Source organism: Leptothoe kymatousa TAU-MAC 1615, from assembly GCF_018739865.1.
Lineage (GTDB): Bacteria > Cyanobacteriota > Cyanobacteriia > Phormidesmidales > Phormidesmidaceae > Leptothoe > Leptothoe kymatousa.
Genome location: NZ_JADOER010000005.1, coordinates 146,858 through 169,078 on the forward strand (window position 1 = coordinate 146,858; position 22,221 = coordinate 169,078).

A 22,221-nucleotide genomic window follows, 5' to 3' on the forward strand; every position below is an offset into this window, starting at 1 on the left:
TTATCGGCGACTGTATTGCATTAGCCCAGGCACATACTGCCTACTGTGATTAGCAGCTAAGAAATTGCTCAACTATCTGACTTGGTCATTTGTCCAGGTCTTTGTTGCTGTGTTTTTTAGCAGGGCTTGGTAGAAGATTTGTTCAGTGTATGCACGTATTTTTTAGTGCATAGAGTGACGAGCAATACTGCGATACATATGGCACTAGGTGATTCTAGTACTAGAGCTTTTTTTTAATATTTAGAACTTAATTTGAACCAGCCGTTGAGCTGTCAGTTCCTCCTGCTTATTTTTTGGCAGGTAGTTATTCCTTGTTCTCCCTCGCACCTCTACCACGTCAATGACCCACCCGTTTACCCCGATGTTGATATTGCTATTAGCCATCAGCTACCTGCTGCTCGTCTATGTTGCATTTACAGCGATCCAGCACTTTTTAAGGCGTCGAGAGCAAACGTGAAACGTGAACGGTAAACTACGGTTCTTTTTGGCCGCAATGAGTTTGCCTATTCATGATTTAGCGCGTTTGATTAGACTCTTTTTCTTATGTTTATTTTCAGCACAATGGCCGAGCGGATTCGCTGGGCCATTGTTTTATGGATTGTTTAAAGCAGCTTGATATGTATTCCCGAAAACAACTTGGGGCGTTAGCATAGACAGAAGTTTTGCAGTATGCACACAGCAATTTGAATTCAGCCCCCAACCCGCCTGTTTCCAATTTATTCGATGGTAGTGGGGGCCCCCTTCCATTCCCGGCCAGTGTTATTCCCCTAGCGAATGGTCTCACGGTCATTCATCAGGAAATTCCAGCGACGCCCGTGGTAGTTGTGGACGTGTGGATTAGGGCCGGGGCGCGATACGAACCTTTGGCCTGGGCGGGCATGGCCCATTTTTTGGAGCACATGGTGTTCAAGGGGACTGAAAAAATTTTGCCCGGTATGTTTGATGCGGCAATCGAGAGTCGGGGCGGGTTAACCAATGCGGCCACCAGCCACGACTATGCCCATTTTTATATGACCATCGCAGCGGATGATTTGGACCATGCCCTGCCTTACTTAGCCGACTTGTTGCTCCAGGCGGCTATTCCTGACGATGAATTTATTCGGGAACGCCAGGTGGTGGTGGAAGAGATTCATCAGTCCTGGGATGATCCGGATGCCGTGGGGTTTCAAACGCTATCGGAAATGCTCTATGGGGAGCATCCCTATGGCCGCTCGGTGCTGGGCACGCCGGAGATTTTGCAAGCACGATCGCCGGAAGAAATGCGGCAGTTTCATCGCACCTATTACCAACCTGGCAATATGCGGGTGGTGATTGCGGGTGGGGTATCCCGTGAGCGCGTGGTAGACCTGGTGCAGAAAACGTTTCATACGTTCCCCCAACCCGATGCTTGCCCGCAGGCCGCCAGTGCCTCCCTGCGACAGTTAGAAAACTACACTCAACAAACCCTCGCCCTCCCTCGTCTAGAGCATGGCCGATTAATGATGGCTTGGTTAGGGCCTGGCATGGGTGAGCTACAGGCGGCCTGTGGCTTAGATATTTTGGCCACGGTCCTAGCTGAGGGCCGCCTATCGCGTTTGGTGAGGGAGCTGCGGGAAGATCGTCAGTGGGTGGATGACATTGCTAGCAGCTTTTCCGTACAAGAGGACTGCAGTTTATTTATGTTGTCGTCTTGGTTGGAGCCCACCTATATAAAAGAAGTAGAACAGGTGATTTGCGATCGCATCGCCTCCCTAGCTACCATACCCATTACAGAGATAGAGCTAGAACGGGCTCAGCGTGTACTGTGTAACGACTATGCCTTTTCCATGGAAACCCCCGGTCAGTTAGCCGGACTATACGGGTACTATGGAACCCTGGCCACCCCCGAGTTGTCCCTCGCCTATCCCCACTATGTGCAAGACTACTCCCCCCAAGAGCTACTTCCCCTGGCGCAGCAATACCTCTCTCCAAACCATTGCGCCACACTGGCTCTGATTCCACAATAGCCCTAGGTTTTTCCTTACCAACAACAAACTTTCCTCTCTGCCGATTCGTAACCACAACACCTGTGACTGTATCCACTGCCCCAAAGCAAAACTCCATCACCACCCATTTGGGCAACGGCCTAAAAGTTATCGCCATCGAAAATCCGGCCGCTGATATCGTCTCAGCCCGTGTGTTTTTACCCGTCGGCCAGGGGAATGAAACCCCAGAAAATGCAGGGATCTTTAGCCTCCTCACCTCACTGCTAACGCGAGGCACCGCCCACCGTAGTTCCTTAGAAATTGCCGAGGCCGTCGAATATGTGGGCGCTAGCCTCGGGGCCGACAGCGCCTCCGACTATAGCCTGGTGAGCGTCAAAACCGTTTCCGCCGACTTTGAACAAATTTTCACCCTGGCCACCGAAATTCTGCGGGAGCCCAGCTTTCCTAAAAACGAGATCGAGCTAGAACGAAAGCTCACCATCCAAGGGCTACGCTCCATGCAAGAGCAGCCCTTTAGTGTGGCCTACAAATATTTTCGAGAAGGCATGTACGGCCAACACCCCTACGGCTTCTCCAGCATGGGCACCGAAGAAACCGTCATGTCCATCCAGCAAGAGCACTTACTCGAAGCCCACCAAAAACATTTTCGCCCAGACAACATGGTGGTGGTGATTGTGGGCCGCATTGCCCCAGAAAAAGCCGTCGCCCTAGTGGACAAACTCCTGGGGGACTGGTCCACCCCAGACTATCCCGCCCCTGTGGCCAATTTACCCGCAGTGGATTCCCACGCATATCGCATCGTCACCCCCCAAGAAACCAACCAGGCATTTATCATCATCGGTTACCTAGCCGCCTGCGTTAAGCATCCTGACTTTGCCACCCTAAAGCTCTTGAGCACCCATTTGGGCAACGGGTTATCCAGTCGCCTATTTGTGGAACTGCGGGAAAAGCAGGGCTTAGCCTATGATGTGTCGGCGTTTTATCCCACCCGGCTAGGGCCATCCCAGTTTGTTTCCTATATTGGCACCGCCCCAGAGAACGTATCGGTGGCTCTAGATGGGCTGCAAAGTGAGCTCCGTCGGCTGTGTGAAATCCCCTTGACCGAAAATGAGCTGCAGGTGGCCAAGAACAAAATGCTCGGCCAATATGCCCTGGGCAAACAAACCAATGGGCAAATTGCCCAGCTATTTGGCTGGTATGAAATTTTGGGTCTAGGCACCGAATTTGACACCACATTCCAAGCAGATGTGGCCGCCGTGACCATCGACCAAGCCCAAGACGCCGCAAAACGCTGCTTTGTTGATTCCTATATTTCGATTTTGGGACCTGCTACTGCGGTGGAAGCGCTGCGTTAGTTAGCACCTCTAGACAGGCCGCCCGCGACTGTAGGTATGTGTGGTAACTCTGCCGCTCCTTAGGCGTGGTGTACTCATCGGCCTGGGATTGCAGTTCGGCATATGCCCGACGAGCCATATCCACAGCGGTTTGGCCCGCTGCATCTTGCCGCTGGGGATTGGCCCCAGCCGCTAACAAATCTCGCAGGGTGTCCGCCGAGGCTGAGATAGCCGCCAACATCAGCGGCGTGCGACCATGGGTGCCGACGGGATCGGGATCTATCCCATGGCGCAGTAAGCAATGGACCGCTGTGTAGTTGCAACCATCGCTGGAGCCAAAATAGTTCTCATCACTGGGGGGAAAGGCATACTCTAGGGTGGCATTGTGCAATAGGGTATCGCCCGCCGCATCTTGGGCATGGATATCGGCTCCGGCTGCCACCAGTAAATCGATGGCCCGGGCAATGTCTGGCTCAAAGTCGGCATTACCATGCCAGGTGATGGCACCTAAACAATCTGCCGTTAGCGTTGCGCCTAGGTGCAATAGTCGCTGGATAGCAAATGGGTTTTGGGCAAAGGCGGCATAGTAAAGGCGGGACTTGCCGCGCTGGGTGGCGTTGATGTCGGCACCGTGGTGGATGAGAAGTTGGAGCGATCGCACAATCTCCGCTTCCTCGTCCTCATCTTCCCCATACTGTTCCAAAATCTCCTGAAACGCAGCCCACCCTTGCTTGCGCAGGATGTTCATATCGAGGCCCGCATCGAGCAACATCTGCACCACTGCCGAATGCCGAGCACACATCAGCGCAGTGGCCCCGTCATTAGAGCGCCCATGAATATCAACGCCAGCATCCATCAGCCGTTGCACACAATCCACAGAACCTGAACTCACAGCATTAAAAAACGGAATTTGGTAGGACGACAACGGGCTACAGCCCTCGGCCCAGAACCGCTTATAGTCATCGGCAACAGCATCCAATAGGGGCTCCACCGCTGCCCCATATTCCAAAAGTAGGGCCACTCGCCCCGAGTCTCCGGTGCGGCAGGCTTCAATTAATAACGATCGGCCATTGTCCGCAGTTTCATTTGGGTCTGCCCCCAAGCTCAGCAACAGCCGCAGTCGTGCCCCATGGTCTGCGGGGTCTATGTCGGCTGCCAAATCCATAAAAATACCAGCCCCGGCAGCGTACCAAGCCGCCGTAATTTTGCCCGTTGCTGGCAATGTGGCATCAGCACCGTGGTCCAGTAACCAACGTAGAGTTTCAACAGTGGCTCCGTAGGGAGAGCAAGCCGCCACCATCAGCGGTGTCACCCCCAGGTAAAAAATACCCCAGCCTTCCGCCGCATCCAGTCTGGCGTTAATATCTGCACCGGTGGATAGTAAGTCAGCGATCGCACCCCTATCACCGAGGGCAGCGGCATAGTGTATAGGAGATTGATCGAGTTTCAGGAAATCTTTCATAGTCAACACTCCACAACGGGGCGCCTCAATTTCGCAAGGCGTGGTGCCCATAAAAAGAAAAAACGGACAGCGTTTGCCATCCGTTTTACCGTTGCTAATCACGAAATAATTCAACAGGCTGGCCCACTATGTGGATATGCCAAACAAAATCATCCCAAAGATCAGCAACGCCTACGTTTTTAATTACCAATCTCTCTATTTCACTGGTAGATGCCGGGCAGTGGCCTCCAGCTTGTCAGAGCAGGCACAAGTACCCGCCCTGACATAACCGCAGACTCTAAACCTGGATAGTGTTACCACCGATGCCCTGGAACTGGAACTGGCCCACCTCTTCAGCGTAGGTCGCCTTACTATCCCGCAGCATGCTCACTGCCAGCTTTTCACCCAGCAGGTTGCCACCGGTCTCCACAATTGTCTTAGAACCAAAGGTGGTACCATCCGTGCGCCAGTGCATCCCAGCACCGTCGCGGAATAGGGTCACATTGGCAATTAGCTTATTCAGCTCACCGTGGATAGTGAGGGAATCGTAGCAATCACCCAGGTGCTCCCCCCCATCCACCGGCACCTTCGGACAAGGGAAGGGACCATCCTTAAAGAACGCCTTAGCCACAGTTGCAGCCGCTGCAATAAAGACAGAGTGGCCACCGGGATAGGCAGGGTGGGTGGGAGAACCTTCGGGAAAGCCCATGGGCAGTAGCCAAGTGCCCGCCTGATCGCCCCGTTTTTGGGCAATATTTTGCTGTTTGTTATGCTCCAGCACATAGTCCAGAACAGTTGTAGTACGCCACACATCGGCCCCTGCACCAAACAGAGAAACAAATTTCTCATCGCTAAAGGGGGTATTGGGAGAACTCCCCAAAATGCCACGGCGGAAAAGTTCCAAACGCTGGGCATAGACCTCAGGACGCAGGCGACGGTGCACACACCACTTCTGGAACCAGGCATGCTTCAAGCCATACACACCAGCCAAACCAGACTGAATCGTAATATCTGGACCACCCAAACTACCAAACGCGTAGGATGTTTTGATGTCACCATTGGCATAGGGGCTAGCATCAGTGATCGCTGCATTCTGACTTAGCAGCATAATGGTAGACCACAGACCAGACTGGTGGGGAAAGTCCAGATGCACCCACTGGCCCGCATCCCGCAGGGTGGAAATATAACGCTCCCCTTCCAGAATATCGGAACCAGAAGGATTACTGTCGCCATTGTTCACCTGGTTCCAGGTGTCCAGATCGGTCATATAGTCCAAGCCGGCCTTAGGATAGCGCTGTCGCTGGCGAATTGTCTGGTTGCCAAACTGTACATCCTGCAACAGAAACTGGGAAACATGGGGACCATCTGCACATCCAGCATAGGGACCACGGAAAATGGTCTGGGGTGTGCAAGCAAAGCCAAACTCTTGCTCAAAGCCCAAGTTGTTGAGGTCTGCGCAGGCCGCTTTGATCAATTCACTATTCTCATATTGATCAAAGCGAATGTCGCGGCATAGGGCCATCCAGTAACGCTCGACCATATCAACCGCCGTATTACGGCTATCAAAGCGAGGTGCCGCCGCCATACGCGCACCGTTGGAGTCGTTACCAATAAGCTGAAAAGACTCGGCATTTAAGGGGTTGGCAAGCAAGCGCTCGCCGCCGCCCAGCTTCACATTGTTAAACTCAGCCTGGGTGCCCTCATCAATGGCTTTTAGTAGCGACTTAAATGAATAGGGTTCTACAAAGCCATTGGTTGCATTATGTTTTAGCGCTTTTGTAAACGAGGCAAAGCCAGTAAAGCCAATGTCTTCGTAGCGTTTTTCATCACCATTATCAGGTGGCACAGTAACAATAAATTCATCCGATGCACTTTTACCAACTTCTCGGCGAATTTCATTTGCAGCGCGCCGACGCTCTCGAAGATCTCTGCGATCTTTTGAGTTGGATGTATGCATAGTGGGTGAAGTATCTTCCATTAAAAGATCTCCTAAAGAAGTATGGTTGAATAAGTGAGATTAGAAAGTTGGTTTATCTGTTGCCAAAGCCCGATCGAAAGCCGCAAGGCACCCATGGGAAACCTTGAACGCCTGGCTAACTAACAAAACAATCGAAACCCTTGTACTACTGTAGGTTAGCGCTAGCGTAATCCAACAAACCCGTTTCAGGCGTTGGGGTTCACTGCGTTCTATCCAATCTCCACAAGGAATTTTGGTCAGTCAGCCTTTAACGCTTTTCAACTGGGATTTTTAGCACAAATAAAGTAGATTTTGAGACCTTGACCGGCTCTATAAAGTAAGTGATCTTGACAATATTTTTGTGACCTTTACTTTTTTGAGCGTTGATATAAACAGTATGGAATTAGAGTTTCTGGATCCGACAGTACCCACCAGGGTACTTATGGGAAAAGTTGTTTTATAGTAAGGACAAAGTCACCGTAACCTCGCTCCTAGGCTCTGCCTAGAGCGAAGACCTGTGGCTCTGCCACCACCAGATACAGGCAGAGGCTAGAGCCTCATAGAAAATGTGATCAAGCAGAGCCTAGGCACTAGAAAAAAACCGTCCCGCCATGGTCATCGGGCAAAGACTTGTATCGCTATGCTAAACGGGGACAACAGATTAGGCTAACCCGCCTTGACTATTCGGCAACCCTGTCTCCTGGTTTTGTCTGAAACAGACAGATAGAGATCTATGGTTCATGGTTATCGCTGAGTATGCAAGAAAGCCTCGTTTTGCACAGCAATTCTCTTGCGATTAATCCAGACTTCGCAAACACAATAAACCAACAACAGAATCCAAACAAAACAACTATTCCTCAACAGCCCAACCAAGACTAACCACGAGAATCTTAACCACCCCACCTCACAGTACGCAATAATCAAAACAGCAATAAAAAATCTACCCACCCACAGCCCTGCCCAATCAATGACTCAACCAGCTACCCCCCAAACCCATTTCTGGACCTGGCAAGGCTTTTCCATCCGCTACCAAACCGCAGGTACCCAGGGCCCACCACTACTCCTCATCCATGGCTTTGGGGCCCACAGCGACCACTGGCGCAAAAACCTACCCGAGCTCGGGCAAACCAACCGTGTCTACGCCATTGACCTCATCGGCTATGGCCAGTCGGCTAAGCCTGCACCGGGGCACCCCATAGACTACACCTTCGAAACCTGGGGACAGCAGGTACTGGACTTTTGCCAGGAAATCATTGGTGAGCCTGTTTATCTGGTGGGTAACTCCATCGGCTGCATCGTTGCCATGCAAGCCGCCACCATGGCTCCAGCCCAGGTACTCGGTCTTATCGTTCTAGACTGCTCCCTCAGGCTACTGCACGATCGCAAGCGGTCCACCCTGCCCTGGTATCGCAGTGCCCCCACCCCACTTATTCAGGCCATCCTTAACTACAAGCCCATCGGCAAATTTTTCTTTGCCCGTTTGGCGAAGCCCCGCACACTCAAAAATATTTTGCGCCAGGCCTATGGTCGCAAAGCAGCGGTGAATGACGAACTGATTGAGCTGTTGTTAGCGCCTGCCCGCGATCCAGCAGCGGTGGATGTATTTGTAGCATTTATTAGTTATTCCCAAGGCCCGTTGCCTGAAGACTTGCTGCCCCAGCTCACTTGTCCAGTGTTAATGCTGTGGGGAGAAGACGACCCGTGGGAACCTATTGCCCTAGGTCGGGAACTCAGTACATATGAGAGCGTCGAACAATTTATACCACTCGAAGGAGTGGGCCATTGCCCCCAGGATGAAGCACCCGAATTGGTTAATCCATTGATTAGCGAATGGGTGCAGCGGAAGGCGGCAGTTGTTTAATCCCATTGGATACAACAGCTAACCGCTTTCCACCTTGCAACGAGCAGATGTTGACACCAACATCTCTCCGCTTTCAACGTCCATCGCAAAAAGGGTGTAATTTCTTTGTAGCAGGTTGATCTGTTGCATTAAGTATTTGCCGCTTTGGCCAAGTAGTGAATTCTTACGAGAAATAACAGCCAAAAAAGTACCCTGGAAGCTTATGCAACGCAGGGTAGGGGCAACAGTTAAACGCTTGTGCTGTCAATACAATGACTTAGGCCAAATTCTAAAATAGGTCATTTGTGCCGATTCCTAGAGTGTCCATCGTTCCACTTGAGCCTATATTTCAGTCGTAAAGCCGAACAGCTTTATGGCTGTTTTTATTATTTAGGTCGGTTGCCCCAATTAGCTATCAGATATTGAGTTCATCCACTTAGAAGCCATCTATGGCAAAGCACGCAGCCTTGCACAGGATAGGTTGTAGCGTACAGAAAGATCTGCTACATACGTTTGCTAGAGTGCTTTTACGTTGGTCGGGCACGAGCGTGTATGTTCGACAGTAGGGGACAGCCCACCAATAAACATTCAGGGAACAGCATGGGGAGATTGCACCTACTCCCCATCCCCAGGGATGCCAGGGGTTAGGCCCAAAACAAACATAATGCCTCACTTTTCCCTGCCCAAAAAAGTACCCTGTGACCAAATGGTCCAACAGGGTAGGGGCAACAGTTAAACGCTTGTGCTGTTATTAGAATCGCTTAAATATCGGGGCATGCGATTTGTCCTATGCCGGTTTTTAGAACGTCCTGACTTTATTAACATCAACGAACAAAATGTAAGCCAGGATACTTAACTGATTCAAAAGACTCTTTTGTAATCGCCGCAACATCTTCAACGGTCTACGGTACAGATGTTGCAATGGGCATCCAATTAAAAATTGCCAAAAAAGTACCCTGCGACCGAATGGTGCGACAGGGTAGGGGCAACAGTTAAACGCTTGTGCTGTTATTAGAATCGCGCAATCCCATTGCCTAAGCTATTTGTCCTATGCCGATTTCTAGAGTGTCCATAATCCACATAGGGCCTTGCTTTCAGACATGTGAGCCAAGACACTTGATGTTGTGATCTAGGTCACTTTCTAGATGGCCAACAACAAATCGATATTGCCGTTTCAAAGGCTGCATCCATTTGTGAGATCTCCTAGCCCCAGATAGTTGGCCAAGGCTTGGGCGATTAAGTAATTCTAATTTAGCCAGACTCACTCCGAGGGAGGCGCTGCACGCACGACACTGCTAAGTGCCTTGGAAATTAAATTTATTGCCATATTGCAGATGGGTTCGATAGGCTGAATTAACGTCCCTCCTTCTCTCAATAGGCCAATGAACAAGCGTCATCTTGAGTTAACCGCTACTGACCGCAGGGAGCTAGAAGCCCTTTTGAGCAAAGGTCAACTGAGCGCACGGCAATTCAAACGAGCGACTGGTCTGCTGGAATTGGACCGTGGCAAGACCATTCAATCCGTCTGCGAAACCTTGGGGATTAACCGGGTCACGGTCAGAAAGTGGCGTGACCGCTATCAACAGGAGGGACTCGCCATGCTGACGGATAAGCCTCGTCCCGGTCGTCCCATTGAAATCGATGGCGGCCAACGAGCAAAGGTCACTGCCCTAGCCTGCAGTGATGCTCCAACGGGGCATGCGCGCTGGACGTTACGGCTGTTAGCAAACAGAGCCGTTGACTTGAACTACTGTAAGCATCTTTCCCACACTCAGGTGCGTGAGATTCTTAAAAAAATGCCTTAAAACCTCATCTCAAAAAGACGTGGTGTATTGGGGCGCTCACCAGTGTCTTTATTGCCAAAATGGAACATCTATTAGCGCTATATGCTCGCCCCTATACTCCACGCTATCCAGTGGTGTGTTTTGATGAACGCCCGTGCTTTTTGATTGGTGAGGTCATGAAGCCATTCCCCATCAAAGCTGGGCAGGCTAAAAAAGAGCATTATGCCTATGCAAAAAATGGCTCTTGTTCATTACTTGCGGCGATTGAGCCGCTGACTGGTGAGCGGTTGGCTCAGGTGCATACGCGACGAACCAAACGAGAATACACCCTGTTTTTTCAAGCCTTAGCTGCTCGCTATCCCAATGCTGCCAAAATCCAGGTGGTGCAGGATAATCTCAACACCCATAATGCCAGTTCTTTCTATGAATACCTGACCCCTGAGGAGGCCTTTGCTTTAGCCCAACGGTTTGAGTTTCACTACACCCCAAAGTCAGCCAGTTGGCTCAATATGATTGAAATCGAGTTTTCTGCACTGGCTAGAGGCTGTTTGCATCAGCGCATTCCCACACAAGACCAATTAGAGCAAGAGGTGCTCGCCTTGGTGCAAGAACGGCATGACCAGCGTATCCGCATCAATTGGCAATTTTCGCTGGAGGCTGCACGCGATAAATTTCAGAAGCATTATCTCAAAATTCGAGAAGATAAGACTCTCTAAAATGGCAGAAAACTTATTTTCCAAAGTACTAAGGGGAATGCACATAAATAAAATCCCCATCACAGAATATGCCGTAGGACCTCCTCCCCTTAAGAAGGGGAGGTGCCGTAGGCGGAGGGGTCTGGACCGATAGCGCTAACTGTCGATAACCCCCTGTAAGTCCCCCTTCGTAAGGGGGACAGCACACCTCAAACATGTCTCAAAGAGGTAGATTATTTTCATGCAGACGCCTAAGTTCTTGATGCCTAGTGCAGCGTCAACGCTAAAAGTTGGAATTGAGTCGGTGAATCGTGATGAGGTGCAGCCACGTTGTAAGCGATTCTCATCGCTCCCAAATCTGAGTCTTGACCGCTCACCAGCTTGAAAAGCTGTGTATTGATTTCTCTTGCCTAAGACGAGTCTATGAAGACTGTAAAATGCCCAAAAAAGTACCCTGCGACCGAATGGTGCAACAGGGTAGGGGCAACAGTTAAACGCTTGTGCTTGTTATTAGAATCGCTTAACCATGGCCTAGATGTAGGGTGTTCTATGCCGATTTCTAAAACGTCTACATTTCAGGACGACACAACAGAGTGGCCGCAACCACAGGCCCCATAGTCATGACCATCGGGGCATTCAGTGCAAACTATAAATCGGTAGCTCCGTCGCTAGCCGGCTTAGCCCTAAACCAATGACAGAAATGAACAGCAGCGTCACAAAGGACAAACTGTTGCCAATATTGCGAATTAACAGCTCCACCCGCAGTAATAGAGCTGCGGCCAACATCACCAGAAAATAGATAAAAATCTGAATCCAGGACACAATCACGACCGCTAAGGAAGCCATGACTAGAGCCATGACGGTATAGCCCACGTCGGACTGAAACCCCAGTAAGAAAAAGTTGCGCAGAGGTTTCCACATCACCGTCAGCAAAGCAGATTCGATGGCAGCGTGGCCCAGGGCTAACCACCACACTAGGTCAGAGCTATGGCGGGAGTGCAAAAACGCACCAAACCCCATATAGGCCAACACAAGCAACAGGGACGATAGCCAGGGCAGTTTTTTCATGATTGCCCTCACAGATTGGTGGAAATTGCTTGCACTGGGCAGGTGGGAATACATTGCTCGCACACAATGCACTGGGCCCGATTAAAGACGAGTTTGAAACTGTCTGGATCTAGTCTGAGGGCTCCTGTGGGGCAAACCCCTGTACATAAGCCGCAGTGCACACAGAGGTCTTCATCAATTAGAATTTCGCGGCTCGATAGGGATACGCCAATGCCCTGGTTGCGCATCCATTCGATGGCTTCATCGAGCTGGTCGATATCGCCCGATAGTTCGATAACTCCTTTGCCCACCTGGTTGGGGGCAACCTGGGCCCGAATAATATTGGCAGCCACATTGAAGTCCTTTGCCAGCCGATAGGTGATGGGCATATTCACCGTCTGTTTTGGAAATGTGAGGGTGACGCGCTTTTTCATTCCGCTAGACTAATAGGAAAGGCTGTAAGGACGCCCATGGGCGCTTTTTTATTCTATGTCGGTTAACTCCCCTGAATCTGGTGGTATGGCACAACAAGTGCGAAATTTTGTGGTTGTCTTGGTGGCGGTGCTGCTGAGTGTGGCGGTTGTGTTGGGGCTGCAAACCCGCACCCCATCGGCATCTTTGTCGGATATGGCGGAAGCTGCGGTACCGTTTGATCAGGCGATCGCAAATGGAAAACCCACTTTAGTAGAGTTTTATGCCAACTGGTGCACTAGCTGCCAGGCCATGGCTGGGGACCTGGAACAGCTGAAAGGTGACTATCAGCAGGACGTAAACTTCGTCATGCTGAACGTGGACAATTCTAAGTGGCTACCAGAAATGCTGCACTATCGAGTAGATGGGATTCCCCACTTTGTGTTTCTCGATAACCAAGGCAATGATGCCGGTGCAGCCATTGGTGAAATTCCCCGAGCCGTCCTGGCCAGTAACCTGACCTCCCTGATGGCAGGGGAAAAGCTGCCCTATGCCCAAGCGGAAGGCCAAGCATCGGAAGTGGAGTCAGCCTTAGATATGTCGGGGTCAGCGGATGATCCACGTAGCCATGGGGCCCAGGTAGTGCAGTAATCGGTATATGTGGCATAAAAAATCCCCCGAAGAGTTCAGACCACGGGGGATTTTTTGTATTTTCTAGGGGCCAGGGTTATTCCACCACAATCTCTCGCAGAGCGGGTTCTACCTTGGGATAGGCATAGGAAAATCCGGTGGACTGGGTGCGCTCGGGCAATACCTTCTGCCCTTCAAGCACCACAATGGCTCCGTCTCCTAGCAAGGTTTCGATAACGAAGTCGGGCACCGGCAGCCAAGACGGACGATTCATGACTTTGCCCAGGGCATCGCACAGCTCAGACATGCGCACCGGGTTAGGGGCCGTGCCATTGTAGGTGCCATCCATGGTGCCGTCCGTCAGCCCTTTGATAAATAGGCTCACCAGGTCATCGCGATGTACCCAGGAAAACCATTGTTTGCCGCTACCGATGGGGCCGCCGGCATAGAGCCTAAAGGGTGTGAGCATTTTTGAGATCGCACCCCCCATGCCTAGCACAATGCCAATGCGAATGGTTACCAAACGAGTGCCATAGCTAGTCACCTTATCTGCCGCCGCTTCCCAGCCTTGGCATACCTCGGCTAAAAAATCTTGTTTGATCGGCTCACTGGTTTCATAAAATTCTGCCGTGTCGCTGGTGCCGTAGAAACCAATGGCTGAAGCACTCACCAGCACCTTCGGCTTCACCTCAGCCTTGCCAATGGCTTCCACCAATTTCTCCGTACCCACCACGCGGCTGTTCATAATTTCCTGCTTCCGTTCAGGGGTCCAGCGCTCCGCAATGGGCTCCCCGGCTAGGTTAATCACCCCATCACAGCCAGACACTTCCCCCTGCCAATCGCCAGATTCCTGGGGACTGTAGCCAACTACTTCCACATTTTGGAATGCAGAGGGTGGAAACACTTTTCTGGCCCGCTCCGGGTTCCGGGCCAACACCTTAATCTGGTGACCCTGCTCATGAAGTCGCTGCACCAGGCGCGATCCCACAAATCCCGTTGCCCCAGTTACTGCCACTTTCATCGTTTATTACTCCCTGGATCGGCTACACAGCTATTTTTTCTTTAATGGTAGCAGTAGAGCCGCAAACTTCGCACCAAACTCTTATGAATCAAGGTTTTCAGTGGTTTTTCGCCGACTTCCTAAGGGTAGATCCCAACGCTACGAATCCTGGCACGAGTACGTTCCAAGCTGGCCCAGCATTTCCATTATTGTGCCCCCTGACAAATCCCCAGAAAATGCATGAATCTTGGTGGATTGTGACGGGCACTCTACGTTAAATAAGTGTAGAACTGGCCCGGTAGCGACGCGCAACGCCAGAACTCCTAAATCGCTGAGTATTTGCCATCAGATGTCTTCTGTTGTTCTCGATCTAAAATCTGCCATTACCCGCAACCCAAAAGTCGTGACGCCACAGACAACGATTGAAGAGGCAATCGCATATTTAGAAAATCCCCACAAGCCCGGTCAAGTTCCCCCAGAAAAACTGAATACCTATCGGGTAGATTTTGTCACACGCGAGCTCCACGACGAACTGAGATGGCGCTATCTAGTCGTGATGACGCCCACCAAAATCCTGGGTGTGCTAACGGTCCAAGACCTGCTTGCCTACAGCCGCCAACGGTCAGCTCAATCCACCATTGCCGATCTTGTTCTCCAGCCCTTTGCATCCTTGGCGGAGTCGGCGCTCACCGAACTCCATACCCCTCTAAATTTACTGCGGCAACACCGCATGCGGCCCATTGTGATTCTCAATGGGCACGATCAGCTAGCAGGGCTGCTCACCTATGAAGAAGTTCATGCTGCTGCCTTGGCGAGCCAAATTCGGCCTGCAACAGCCATGGTGCCTGACCCAGAATTTTCTGAATCGACATCTAAACCTACCCCCAAGTACCCCAGAAGCCTAATGCAGCGAGAGCAGGTGATGAATAAAATCATCGCTCAAGTGCATTCATCCTTGGATGTGCAAACTGTGTTAGATACAACGGTGACCGAATTGCACAAGGTGCTGGAATGCGATCGCGTCATTACCTATCGCCTCAACCCAGATCTAACCGGCAAGGTCATTGCCGAATCGGTAGATCATCCAGAGCGCTCCGTACTCCACAGTGAAGTGCACGACCCCTGCGTCACCCCCGAATGGCTAGAACCCTACCGCCAAGGGAAAGTTCGCATCGTCAATGACATTTATGAAATGGAACTGACGGTGTGCCACCAGGCGATGCTATCTGGTTTTGGCATTCGCTCTAAGATGATGGTGCCCATTGTGGTCAAAGGGGAAATTTGGGGCCTGTTGCTGACCAGCGAACAGGACATCCCACGGCAATGGCAGCCAGAAGAAATCGAATTGGTACGTCAGCTTGGGGTGCAAGTTGCGATCGCAGTGCAACAAGCCCAGGCCTATGAACGGGCCCAGCTAGAACTAGAAGAACGGCGCAAAGCAGAACAACAACTGCAAAAAACCCTCGATGTCACCGCCACAAAAACAGGCGCGGAGTTTTTTCCCACATCCGTTAAGTTGCTAGTAGAGTCGTTAGGGGTGGCCCATGCTCTGCTGACCGAGCGCCATGGGGACAAGCTACGCACCCTAGCATTTATCATCGACAAGTCTCTACAGCCCCCTTTCGAATATCCCATAGCCGGCACCCCCTGCGAACCCGTAGTACAAATGGGAAAATTTTACTGTCGAGAGTCTCTTCAAGAATTATTTCCGGAAGATGCCGACTTGGTACAACTAGGTGCAGAAAGCTACCTTGGGTTTGCCATGCAAGATTCCAAAGGCGAAGTGATCGGCCATTTGTGTGTCCTAGACCGTAAACCACTAGAGCATTCCGAACGGGCAGAAAAGCTGATGAGAGCCTTTGCCGCCCGTGCCTCAGCTGAACTAGAACGGCAAAAAGCAATTAACGCCATTGAGACCCTAAACCAGGAACTAGAATTTAAAGTAGCCGCCCGCACCGCCGACCTAGCAGCCTCCTATCAACAGCTCAAAGACGCCCAGCTACAGCTAGTACAGTCAGAAAAAATGTCGAGCCTCGGCCACCTTGTCGCGGGTGTGGCCCACGAAATCAACAATCCCGTCAGCTTTATCTATGGCAATTTAGCACCCTGCCTAGAATATGTGGATGATTTATCTCACTTAATCTCTCTCTACCAAAAACATTACTCCACACCCAATTCAGAAATCACGGACTTTATTAAAACCGCCGACATTTCCTATACACTGCAAGACTTCCCCAAATTGATCGAGTCAATACACACTGGCGCCACCCGGATTCAAGCAATCGTACAATCATTGCGGACGTTCTCCCATGCCCAGCAAGAAGGCTATAAAGCCATCAATTTGCACGAAAATCTTGATAATACGCTCGTAATTTTACAAAATCGCTTAAACGGTCGCGCTGGCACCCCAGCGATTGAAGTAACCAAAAACTATGGCGAACTCCCACTCGTTGAATGCTACGGCGGCCTACTAAACCAGGTATTTATGAACCTATTAGTCAATGGCATTGACGCCATCGAACAACGGCAAGAAAAGGAATCACCTGACTACCATGGGCGTCTCACCATCACAACAACGGTGCTATCACCAGAGACTATCACCATTGCCATCCAAGACAACGGCATTGGCATGACAACAGAAACAAAGGATAAAATCTTTAACCCCTTCTTTACCACGAAGCCCGTAGGCATTGGCACCGGCATGGGCCTATCGATGAGCTACAAGATTGTGACCGATGACCATCACGGCAAAGTTGATTGTGCTTCAACCCTAGGAGAAGGCACCACCTTTATTGTGGAACTCCCCTGCCAGCACCATAGTCTCATCCAAGAGACCCTACTCTCCGACACAGGCAACAATACCGAATAAGCCATCCGAAACTTTATTCCAGCGGATGAGCTAAGCATTTAAGTAGGATCACCTACTTAAATTTCAGATATCATCGAGGCCCCCTCTTCCAAATTCTGGGGGAAGCCAGACTCAAAGCCCCCAGAATTGGGGGTTTGGGGGCAGAACCCAAGTAGCTTAAAAACTCGTTTATATCCTACAAAAGATTGAGTTCACCTACTAAGTAGGGGCAATCCCTTGGCCGTCAATGAGCCCGCCTGTTTAAGCAGCATTCGGTCCCGGTTCAAACCGGGGGGCAATCCAATCAAAATCAATTTCGTTGAGATAATCCACCGCCCACGTCGCACAGCGCTGAATCATGTGATACGGATAGATCTGTGCCACCCCGACCACCGGAATCCCTGCGGACTTGGCCGCCGCAATGCCGGCAAAGGAGGCCTCTACTGCTAAACAATTTTCTGGGGCGATGCTCAAGTCTGGATTCTGGAGATTAAGCTGATCAATGGCGGCTAAATAGCTATCGGGGGCTGGTTTACTAGCCGCCACCGTCATATCACTCGCCGAAACCACCAATGCAAACTGCTCTGACAATTTAGCCGTATCTAAAACTCGCTCAACATCCAATCGCTGGGCACCAGTCACAATGGCCGTAGCATATTGCTTCACCCGCACTCGATATAGCAGATCGTCTAGCCCCGCATAGAGGGCGAGCTTGGATTGGGCTTCGAGCCATGCACCATAGGCAACTGACTTTTTCCGCAATAGATCATTCAAATAGCTATCTTTAACAAAGCGACCCCGCTGCTGCAAAATCGCCGTCAGACGGGCGCGATCGCTACCGCCAAGACAGACTTCGTTATATTCCGCCGGATCAAACCGCAGATTTTCAGCCAATAGCAAATCTGCAATGAGATGGGGGTGAATCTCATCGTCGTTAATGATGACGCCGTGGAATCCAAAGAATACTGCCTTAAGCATGGTGCCAAATAACGAGAGTAGAAGTCGGTATATCCCCCTTAAAAAAGAGGAGTGTGGTGTCTTACAAATGACAACACGCAAACATTCGTGAAAACGTCCGTAGTTCAGACACACACTTTGTCAATAACGCCTTAGTATTAAATATTACCCCTTTAGGAATTCGAGAAATCGTAAATTCTCCAGGGGGTAGGCACTCATAAGTCTGGTTCATCCATCAGGTTTGTAACTATGCATCTGCTTTCTGAAAAAAGCCTCATTAGCGAGACGTCCATCCCTGTCATTTTGCAGTGGTGGCAGCGACGGAAACGTCGGGCTACCTCAGGGGACGTGCTCAGTAACCCGGTAGTGAAAGATGTCGACTCTAAGTATCTAGACAAATATCAACGGCTAATGAACGTATATGCCGTTGTGAAGTCGGGGGGGGCGGCGGCCCAAATTCAAGCGGCTCACGACCATTGGGATCGTGAACGTGAGGCCATTGACCAACGCATGGGTCAAATTAACAACCAACCCGAAACCAACGACGAATATCTACAACTGTTGCAAGAAGCCCAAGAGCTAGAACGCTCCGCTCGCTGGCGCATCAATAACCTGCAAGATATTCAACCTGAAGAGGAAAGCGCTGTGCGCGAATATCTGCCCCAGATCGAAGATGTTTTGGTTTAGGCACTGAGCCAAGATTTTTCGGTCAGGGTTGGGCTAGAACTCTAAAATAAGGGCTGTCTATTCTCAGATGGTCCTATGGATTCCTATGACGTTGTAGTAATTGGGAGCGGCATTGGTGGTTTGGTGGCTGCAGGGCTACTGGCCCGCTATGGTCGCCGGGTTTTGGTGTGCGAAAGCCACAGCCTCCCCGGTGGTGCGGCCCATGCCTTTCAGCGCCAAGGTTTCACGTTCGATTCTGGCCCTTCGTTTTATTGCGGCCTCGCCGATCCCACCTCCTGCAATCCCCTACGGGAGGTGCTCCATGCCCTAGGGGAGTCCGTTGAAGCCATCCCCTACGATCCCCTAGGACACTACCATTTTCCCGACAGAACCCTGGCAATTTATGGCGATGCAGAACGCTATCAGGCGTCGTTAGCCGAATTTAGCCCCCAAGCGGCCCAGGAGCTCAAGGCATTAACTCAAAAAATGCTGGCAATTTATCGCCCCCTCGGGTCTATTCCCACCCTGGCACTGCGGGCGGATGGCTGGCTATTGCCCACATTGCTACAACGTTTTCCGAAAGCCATGGTGCAGCTACTGCCCCAACTGCGGGGCCTGGGCCGCTCCATGGGAGATTTTGTGGATGCCACGGTTCAAGATCCGTGGCTGCGTCAATTGATTGACCTAGAGTGCTTTTTGTTGTCTGGGATGAAGGCCCACCAAACCGTGGCACCGGAAATGGCCTTTATGTTTGGCGAGCGCTCAGAATCGGTGATTGACTATCCCATCGGTGGCAGCGGTGCCATTGTGGACGCCTTAGTGCGGGGACTCAAACGCTGGGGCGGCCAGCTACGCCTGGGCACCCACGTAGAAAAAATTTGGGTAGACGGTGGCATGGCAAAGGGCGTACGCCTCAAAAATGGTGAGCGGATCCAGGCGGCGAAAGTTATTTCCAATGCCACCCTGTGGGATACCTGCAACCATTTGCTGAGGGCTGAAGATTTACCAGCTAGCTATGGGCAACAGGCCTTGAAAACGCCCGCCGTGGATAGCTTTATGCACCTACACCTGGGTATTCGCTCCGAGGGCTTAGAAAATCTCACCATTCACCATGTGGTGGTGAACGATCAAAATCAAGACATTACGACGCCGGGCAATACCTGCATGATTTCCATTCCGTCGGTGTTGGATCCATCCCTGGCACCGGACGGACACCATGTGATCCACACCTACACCCTGGAACCCTGGGCAGGATGGCAGCGGGATGCAGGGTATGGGGCCAAGAAAGAGGCCAAGGTACAGCCACTGATACGAGCTTTGCAAAGGGTGATTCCAGATATTTGCGATCGCATCACCCTCAAACTCATCGGCACCCCACTCACCCACCAACGTTTTCTGCGGCGCCACCAGGGCACCTACGGGCCAGCCATTGCCGCTGGCCAAGGCCTGTTTCCAGGCTGTAAAACACCGATCAAAGGTCTGTACCGAGTGGGCGACAGCACCCTGCCAGGCATTGGCGTCCCAGCCGTGGCCGCCTCTGGCATTTTATGTGCCAACAGTTTGGTCAGCCCCAGGGAAACAGCCGCCCTGTTGGATCTACAAACTCACACCGGAACACAACACTAGAGAAACATTGCAAATTGTGCGATCCCAAAGGAATCCCATACCTGCAAAGGATAAAATACCTCGGTAGAAAATTGGCAATATCCATTGCAGTCCTTACTCTCCATCGCCCGTAGGATCGATGCCTTTACCCACCAAGTCGGGAAATTTGCCTACTGGCTGGTGCTAGCCATGATTGGTGTGGGTACCTGGAACGTCATCGGTCGCTACCTCGGCAACATCGTGGGGCAAAACCTCAGCTCCAATGCCCTGATCGAAGCCCAGTGGTATCTCTTCGATGTGGTCTTTCTCTTGGGGGCCGCCTACACCCTACAGCAGGGCGGCCATGTGCGCGTTGACGTCTTTTATGACCGCTGGTCGCGCCGGCAGAAAGCCCTTGCCGACTTCATTGGCACCGTCTTATTTCTCATTCCCTTTTCCGCCCTGGTGCTCTATTTCTCCTGGGGCGCTGTGATCAAATCCTGGCAGATTTGGGAAATGTCGCCAGACCCCAACGGCCTCCCCCGATATCCCATCAAAGCGATGATTTTGGTGAGCTTTGGCCTGTTAATTTTGCAAGGGATTTCCGAGGCAATTAAAAACTGGGCAATTTTTTCAGGGCACCTGCCCAGCCCAGAGGACCACCGCCTAAACCAGGAGGCTACCGATGCTGATTGATTGGTTAGGTCCGCTCATGTTTGCGGGTGCCCTGGTACTCCTATCCCTAGGGTATCCAGTCGCCTTTTCCCTAGGCGGGGTGGCCATTTTATTTGGCATGGTTGGCATTGCCTTGGATGTGTTTGACCCCATTTTCATGACCGCCATGCCCCAGCGCATCTTTGGCATCATGAATAACTTCACCCTGTTAGCCATCCCCTATTTCATTTTTATGGGGGCCATGTTAGAGAAATCTGGCATTGCCGAAAATCTCCTGGAAACCATGGGCAGTCTCTTTGGCAGGCTCCGGGGTGGTTTAGCGATCGCAGTCGTCGTCGTCGGAGCATTACTGGCAGCCACCACCGGAGTCGTAGCTGCCACCGTGGTCACCATGGGCCTCATCTCCCTACCCACCATGCTGCGCTACGGGTACAACAAAGACGTAGCCACCGGGGTGATTGCCGCCTCGGGCACCCTGGGGCAAATTATCCCGCCCAGCATTGTCCTGGTGGTGTTGGCAGACCAGCTCGGGGTTTCCGTTGGCGATTTATTTTTAGGCTCTTTTATTCCTGGGCTGCTGATGGCCGGGGCCTTTGTCGTCCATGTGGCGATCATGGCTTTTTTCCGCCCCGATCTACTCCCCGCCCTGCCCCCGGAGCTCTTAAAAACACGGGGCAAAGCGCTGGCCCTGAAAGTGATCAAAGTCATGGTGCCGCCCCTGGTACTCATTTTGTTAGTCCTCGGCAGCATTTTCTTTGGTGTGGCCACCCCCACAGAAGCCGGTGCCCTCGGTGCCGTTGGCGCCATAGTGCTAGCCGCATTCAACCGGCAGCTCTCCCTACGCAGCCTGCAGGAAGTCTGCGACAGCACCCTAAAAACCACCACCATGGTGATTTTTATTCTGTTGGGCTCCACCGCCTTTAGCCTAGTCTTCCGAGGGTTACGGGGCGACAGCTTTATTTTCGACGTGCTCACCAACTTGCCTGGGGGCACCTTTGGCTTTTTAGTGGTCAGCATGCTGACGGTCTTTTTCCTCGGGTTCTTTATCGACTTCTTCGAAATTGCCTTTATCGTCATTCCCCTGTTTGCCCCGGTGGCCCAAGAGCTGGGCTTAGACCTCGTGTGGTACGGCGTAATTATTGGGGCTAATATGCAAACCTCATTTTTGACTCCCCCATTTGGGTTTGCCCTGTTTTATCTCAGGGGTGTTGCCCCCAAAGAAGTCTCCACGGGCAATATCTATCGGGGTGCCGTGCCATTTATTGCCCTACAGCTGCTAGTGCTCGTGGCGATTATCGCGTTTCCTGGGTTAGTCAATTGGCTCCCCTCGTTAAGCGGTTAAGGCCCAGGCCGCATCGGCCCGTTGCAATGGTAAAGAAGATCTAAAA

At 51.5% G+C, this 22,221-nt stretch carries 17 protein-coding genes; 11 read left to right on the forward strand and 6 right to left on the reverse strand.

Annotated elements, in window-relative coordinates:
- Nucleotides 1-683: 683 nt before the first annotated feature.
- The gene (locus tag IXB28_RS08125) at nt 684-1,985 is read left to right on the forward strand and encodes a M16 family metallopeptidase (RefSeq protein ID WP_215618069.1); all 1,302 of its coding nucleotides are present in this window, start codon (nt 684-686) and stop codon (nt 1,983-1,985) included.
- A 62-nt stretch (nt 1,986-2,047) separates the two neighbouring features.
- Nucleotides 2,048-3,319 carry a M16 family metallopeptidase gene (locus IXB28_RS08130; RefSeq protein ID WP_215618070.1) on the forward strand — a complete coding sequence of 424 codons (1,272 nt, stop codon included), beginning with the start codon at nt 2,048-2,050 and terminating at the stop codon, nt 3,317-3,319.
- Here the strand turns inward: IXB28_RS08130 and IXB28_RS08135 are convergent.
- Both IXB28_RS08135 and IXB28_RS08140 read right to left on the reverse strand, forming a co-directional pair.
- Nucleotides 3,294-4,760 (reverse strand): ankyrin repeat domain-containing protein, encoded by a 1,467-nt coding sequence (locus IXB28_RS08135; RefSeq protein WP_215618071.1) that lies wholly within the window; start codon nt 4,758-4,760, stop codon nt 3,294-3,296. The two genes, IXB28_RS08130 and IXB28_RS08135, sit on opposite strands and share 26 nt — an antisense overlap.
- A 277-nt stretch (nt 4,761-5,037) precedes the next feature.
- A complete protein-coding gene (locus tag IXB28_RS08140; protein WP_246559691.1) occupies nt 5,038-6,717 on the reverse strand; it encodes a phosphatase PAP2 family protein in 1,680 nt (559 codons plus the stop codon).
- 946 nt (nt 6,718-7,663) lie between these two features.
- Here IXB28_RS08140 and IXB28_RS08145 point away from each other — a divergent pair.
- From IXB28_RS08145 to IXB28_RS08155, 3 genes are all read left to right on the forward strand, one after another.
- Nucleotides 7,664-8,557, forward strand: coding sequence for an alpha/beta fold hydrolase (locus IXB28_RS08145; protein WP_215618072.1), 894 nt, complete (start codon nt 7,664-7,666; stop codon nt 8,555-8,557).
- A gap of 1,361 nt (nt 8,558-9,918) precedes the next feature.
- Nucleotides 9,919-10,341: a helix-turn-helix domain-containing protein gene (locus tag IXB28_RS08150; RefSeq protein WP_215618073.1), complete on the forward strand. Its 423-nt coding sequence runs from the start codon at nt 9,919-9,921 to the stop codon at nt 10,339-10,341.
- Nucleotides 10,342-10,391: 50 nt separating this feature from the next.
- Nucleotides 10,392-11,036 carry an IS630 family transposase gene (locus IXB28_RS08155; RefSeq protein WP_326520986.1) on the forward strand — a complete coding sequence of 215 codons (645 nt, stop codon included), beginning with the start codon at nt 10,392-10,394 and terminating at the stop codon, nt 11,034-11,036.
- A 615-nt stretch (nt 11,037-11,651) separates the two neighbouring features.
- Here IXB28_RS08155 and IXB28_RS08160 read toward each other — a convergent pair.
- Both IXB28_RS08160 and IXB28_RS08165 read right to left on the reverse strand, forming a co-directional pair.
- A complete protein-coding gene (locus tag IXB28_RS08160; RefSeq protein WP_215618074.1) occupies nt 11,652-12,083 on the reverse strand; it encodes a hypothetical protein in 432 nt (143 codons plus the stop codon).
- An 8-nt stretch (nt 12,084-12,091) separates the two neighbouring features.
- The gene (locus IXB28_RS08165) at nt 12,092-12,496 is read right to left on the reverse strand and encodes an NIL domain-containing protein (protein WP_215618075.1); all 405 of its coding nucleotides are present in this window, start codon (nt 12,494-12,496) and stop codon (nt 12,092-12,094) included.
- 55 nt (nt 12,497-12,551) lie between these two features.
- On the opposite strand from IXB28_RS08165, the gene IXB28_RS08170 reads away from it, so the two are divergent.
- A complete protein-coding gene (locus IXB28_RS08170; RefSeq protein WP_215618076.1) occupies nt 12,552-13,124 on the forward strand; it encodes a thioredoxin family protein in 573 nt (190 codons plus the stop codon).
- A gap of 76 nt (nt 13,125-13,200) precedes the next feature.
- Here the strand turns inward: IXB28_RS08170 and thyD are convergent, their stop codons facing one another.
- On the reverse strand, nt 13,201-14,124 hold the full coding sequence (gene thyD, locus IXB28_RS08175) for a thylakoid membrane protein ThyD (RefSeq protein ID WP_215618077.1): 924 nt from the start codon (nt 14,122-14,124) through the stop codon (nt 13,201-13,203).
- Between the two features lie 328 nt (nt 14,125-14,452).
- On the opposite strand from thyD, the gene IXB28_RS08180 reads away from it, so the two are divergent.
- Complete coding sequence (locus IXB28_RS08180; RefSeq protein WP_215618078.1) at nt 14,453-16,972, forward strand: GAF domain-containing sensor histidine kinase; 2,520 nt, start codon at nt 14,453-14,455, stop codon at nt 16,970-16,972.
- Nucleotides 16,973-17,212: 240 nt separating this feature from the next.
- Here IXB28_RS08180 and IXB28_RS08185 read toward each other — a convergent pair whose 3' ends face one another.
- Nucleotides 17,213-17,929 carry an HAD family hydrolase gene (locus IXB28_RS08185; protein ID WP_215618079.1) on the reverse strand — a complete coding sequence of 239 codons (717 nt, stop codon included), beginning with the start codon at nt 17,927-17,929 and terminating at the stop codon, nt 17,213-17,215.
- 228 nt (nt 17,930-18,157) lie between these two features.
- Between IXB28_RS08185 and IXB28_RS08190 the strand changes: the two genes are divergently transcribed.
- From IXB28_RS08190 to IXB28_RS08205, 4 genes are all read left to right on the forward strand, one after another.
- Nucleotides 18,158-18,595 carry a hypothetical protein gene (locus IXB28_RS08190; RefSeq protein WP_215618080.1) on the forward strand — a complete coding sequence of 146 codons (438 nt, stop codon included), beginning with the start codon at nt 18,158-18,160 and terminating at the stop codon, nt 18,593-18,595.
- Nucleotides 18,596-18,670: 75 nt separating this feature from the next.
- Nucleotides 18,671-20,200, forward strand: a complete 1,530-nt coding sequence (locus tag IXB28_RS08195; protein ID WP_215618081.1) for a phytoene desaturase family protein — start codon at nt 18,671-18,673, stop codon at nt 20,198-20,200.
- An 84-nt stretch (nt 20,201-20,284) separates the two neighbouring features.
- Entirely contained in the window at nt 20,285-20,854 is a 570-nt protein-coding gene (locus IXB28_RS08200; protein ID WP_215618082.1) for a TRAP transporter small permease subunit, read from the forward strand.
- Nucleotides 20,844-22,175, forward strand: coding sequence for a TRAP transporter large permease (locus IXB28_RS08205; RefSeq protein WP_215618083.1), 1,332 nt, complete (start codon nt 20,844-20,846; stop codon nt 22,173-22,175). Before IXB28_RS08200 ends, IXB28_RS08205 begins: the two co-directional genes overlap by 11 nt.
- The last annotated feature ends 46 nt before the right edge of the window (nt 22,176-22,221 follow it).

What these genes read in the sequence shown, in the direction of transcription:
- IXB28_RS08160 (WP_215618074.1), bottom strand. Translation starts at nt 12,083, where the DNA reads ATGAAAAAACTGCCCTGGCTATCGTCCCTGTTGCTTGTGTTGGCCTAT.
- IXB28_RS08145 (WP_215618072.1), top strand. Translation starts at nt 7,664, where the DNA reads ATGACTCAACCAGCTACCCCCCAAACCCATTTCTGGACCTGGCAAGGC.
- IXB28_RS08150 (WP_215618073.1), top strand. Translation starts at nt 9,919, where the DNA reads ATGAACAAGCGTCATCTTGAGTTAACCGCTACTGACCGCAGGGAGCTA.
- IXB28_RS08205 (WP_215618083.1), top strand. Translation starts at nt 20,844, where the DNA reads ATGCTGATTGATTGGTTAGGTCCGCTCATGTTTGCGGGTGCCCTGGTA.
- IXB28_RS08165 (WP_215618075.1), bottom strand. Translation starts at nt 12,496, where the DNA reads ATGAAAAAGCGCGTCACCCTCACATTTCCAAAACAGACGGTGAATATG.
- IXB28_RS08170 (WP_215618076.1), top strand. Translation starts at nt 12,552, where the DNA reads ATGTCGGTTAACTCCCCTGAATCTGGTGGTATGGCACAACAAGTGCGA.
- IXB28_RS08140 (WP_246559691.1), bottom strand. Translation starts at nt 6,717, where the DNA reads ATGGAAGATACTTCACCCACTATGCATACATCCAACTCAAAAGATCGC.
- thyD (WP_215618077.1), bottom strand. Translation starts at nt 14,124, where the DNA reads ATGAAAGTGGCAGTAACTGGGGCAACGGGATTTGTGGGATCGCGCCTG.
- IXB28_RS08185 (WP_215618079.1), bottom strand. Translation starts at nt 17,929, where the DNA reads ATGCTTAAGGCAGTATTCTTTGGATTCCACGGCGTCATCATTAACGAC.
- IXB28_RS08180 (WP_215618078.1), top strand. Translation starts at nt 14,453, where the DNA reads ATGTCTTCTGTTGTTCTCGATCTAAAATCTGCCATTACCCGCAACCCA.
- IXB28_RS08135 (WP_215618071.1), bottom strand. Translation starts at nt 4,760, where the DNA reads ATGAAAGATTTCCTGAAACTCGATCAATCTCCTATACACTATGCCGCT.
- IXB28_RS08190 (WP_215618080.1), top strand. Translation starts at nt 18,158, where the DNA reads ATGCATCTGCTTTCTGAAAAAAGCCTCATTAGCGAGACGTCCATCCCT.
- IXB28_RS08195 (WP_215618081.1), top strand. Translation starts at nt 18,671, where the DNA reads ATGGATTCCTATGACGTTGTAGTAATTGGGAGCGGCATTGGTGGTTTG.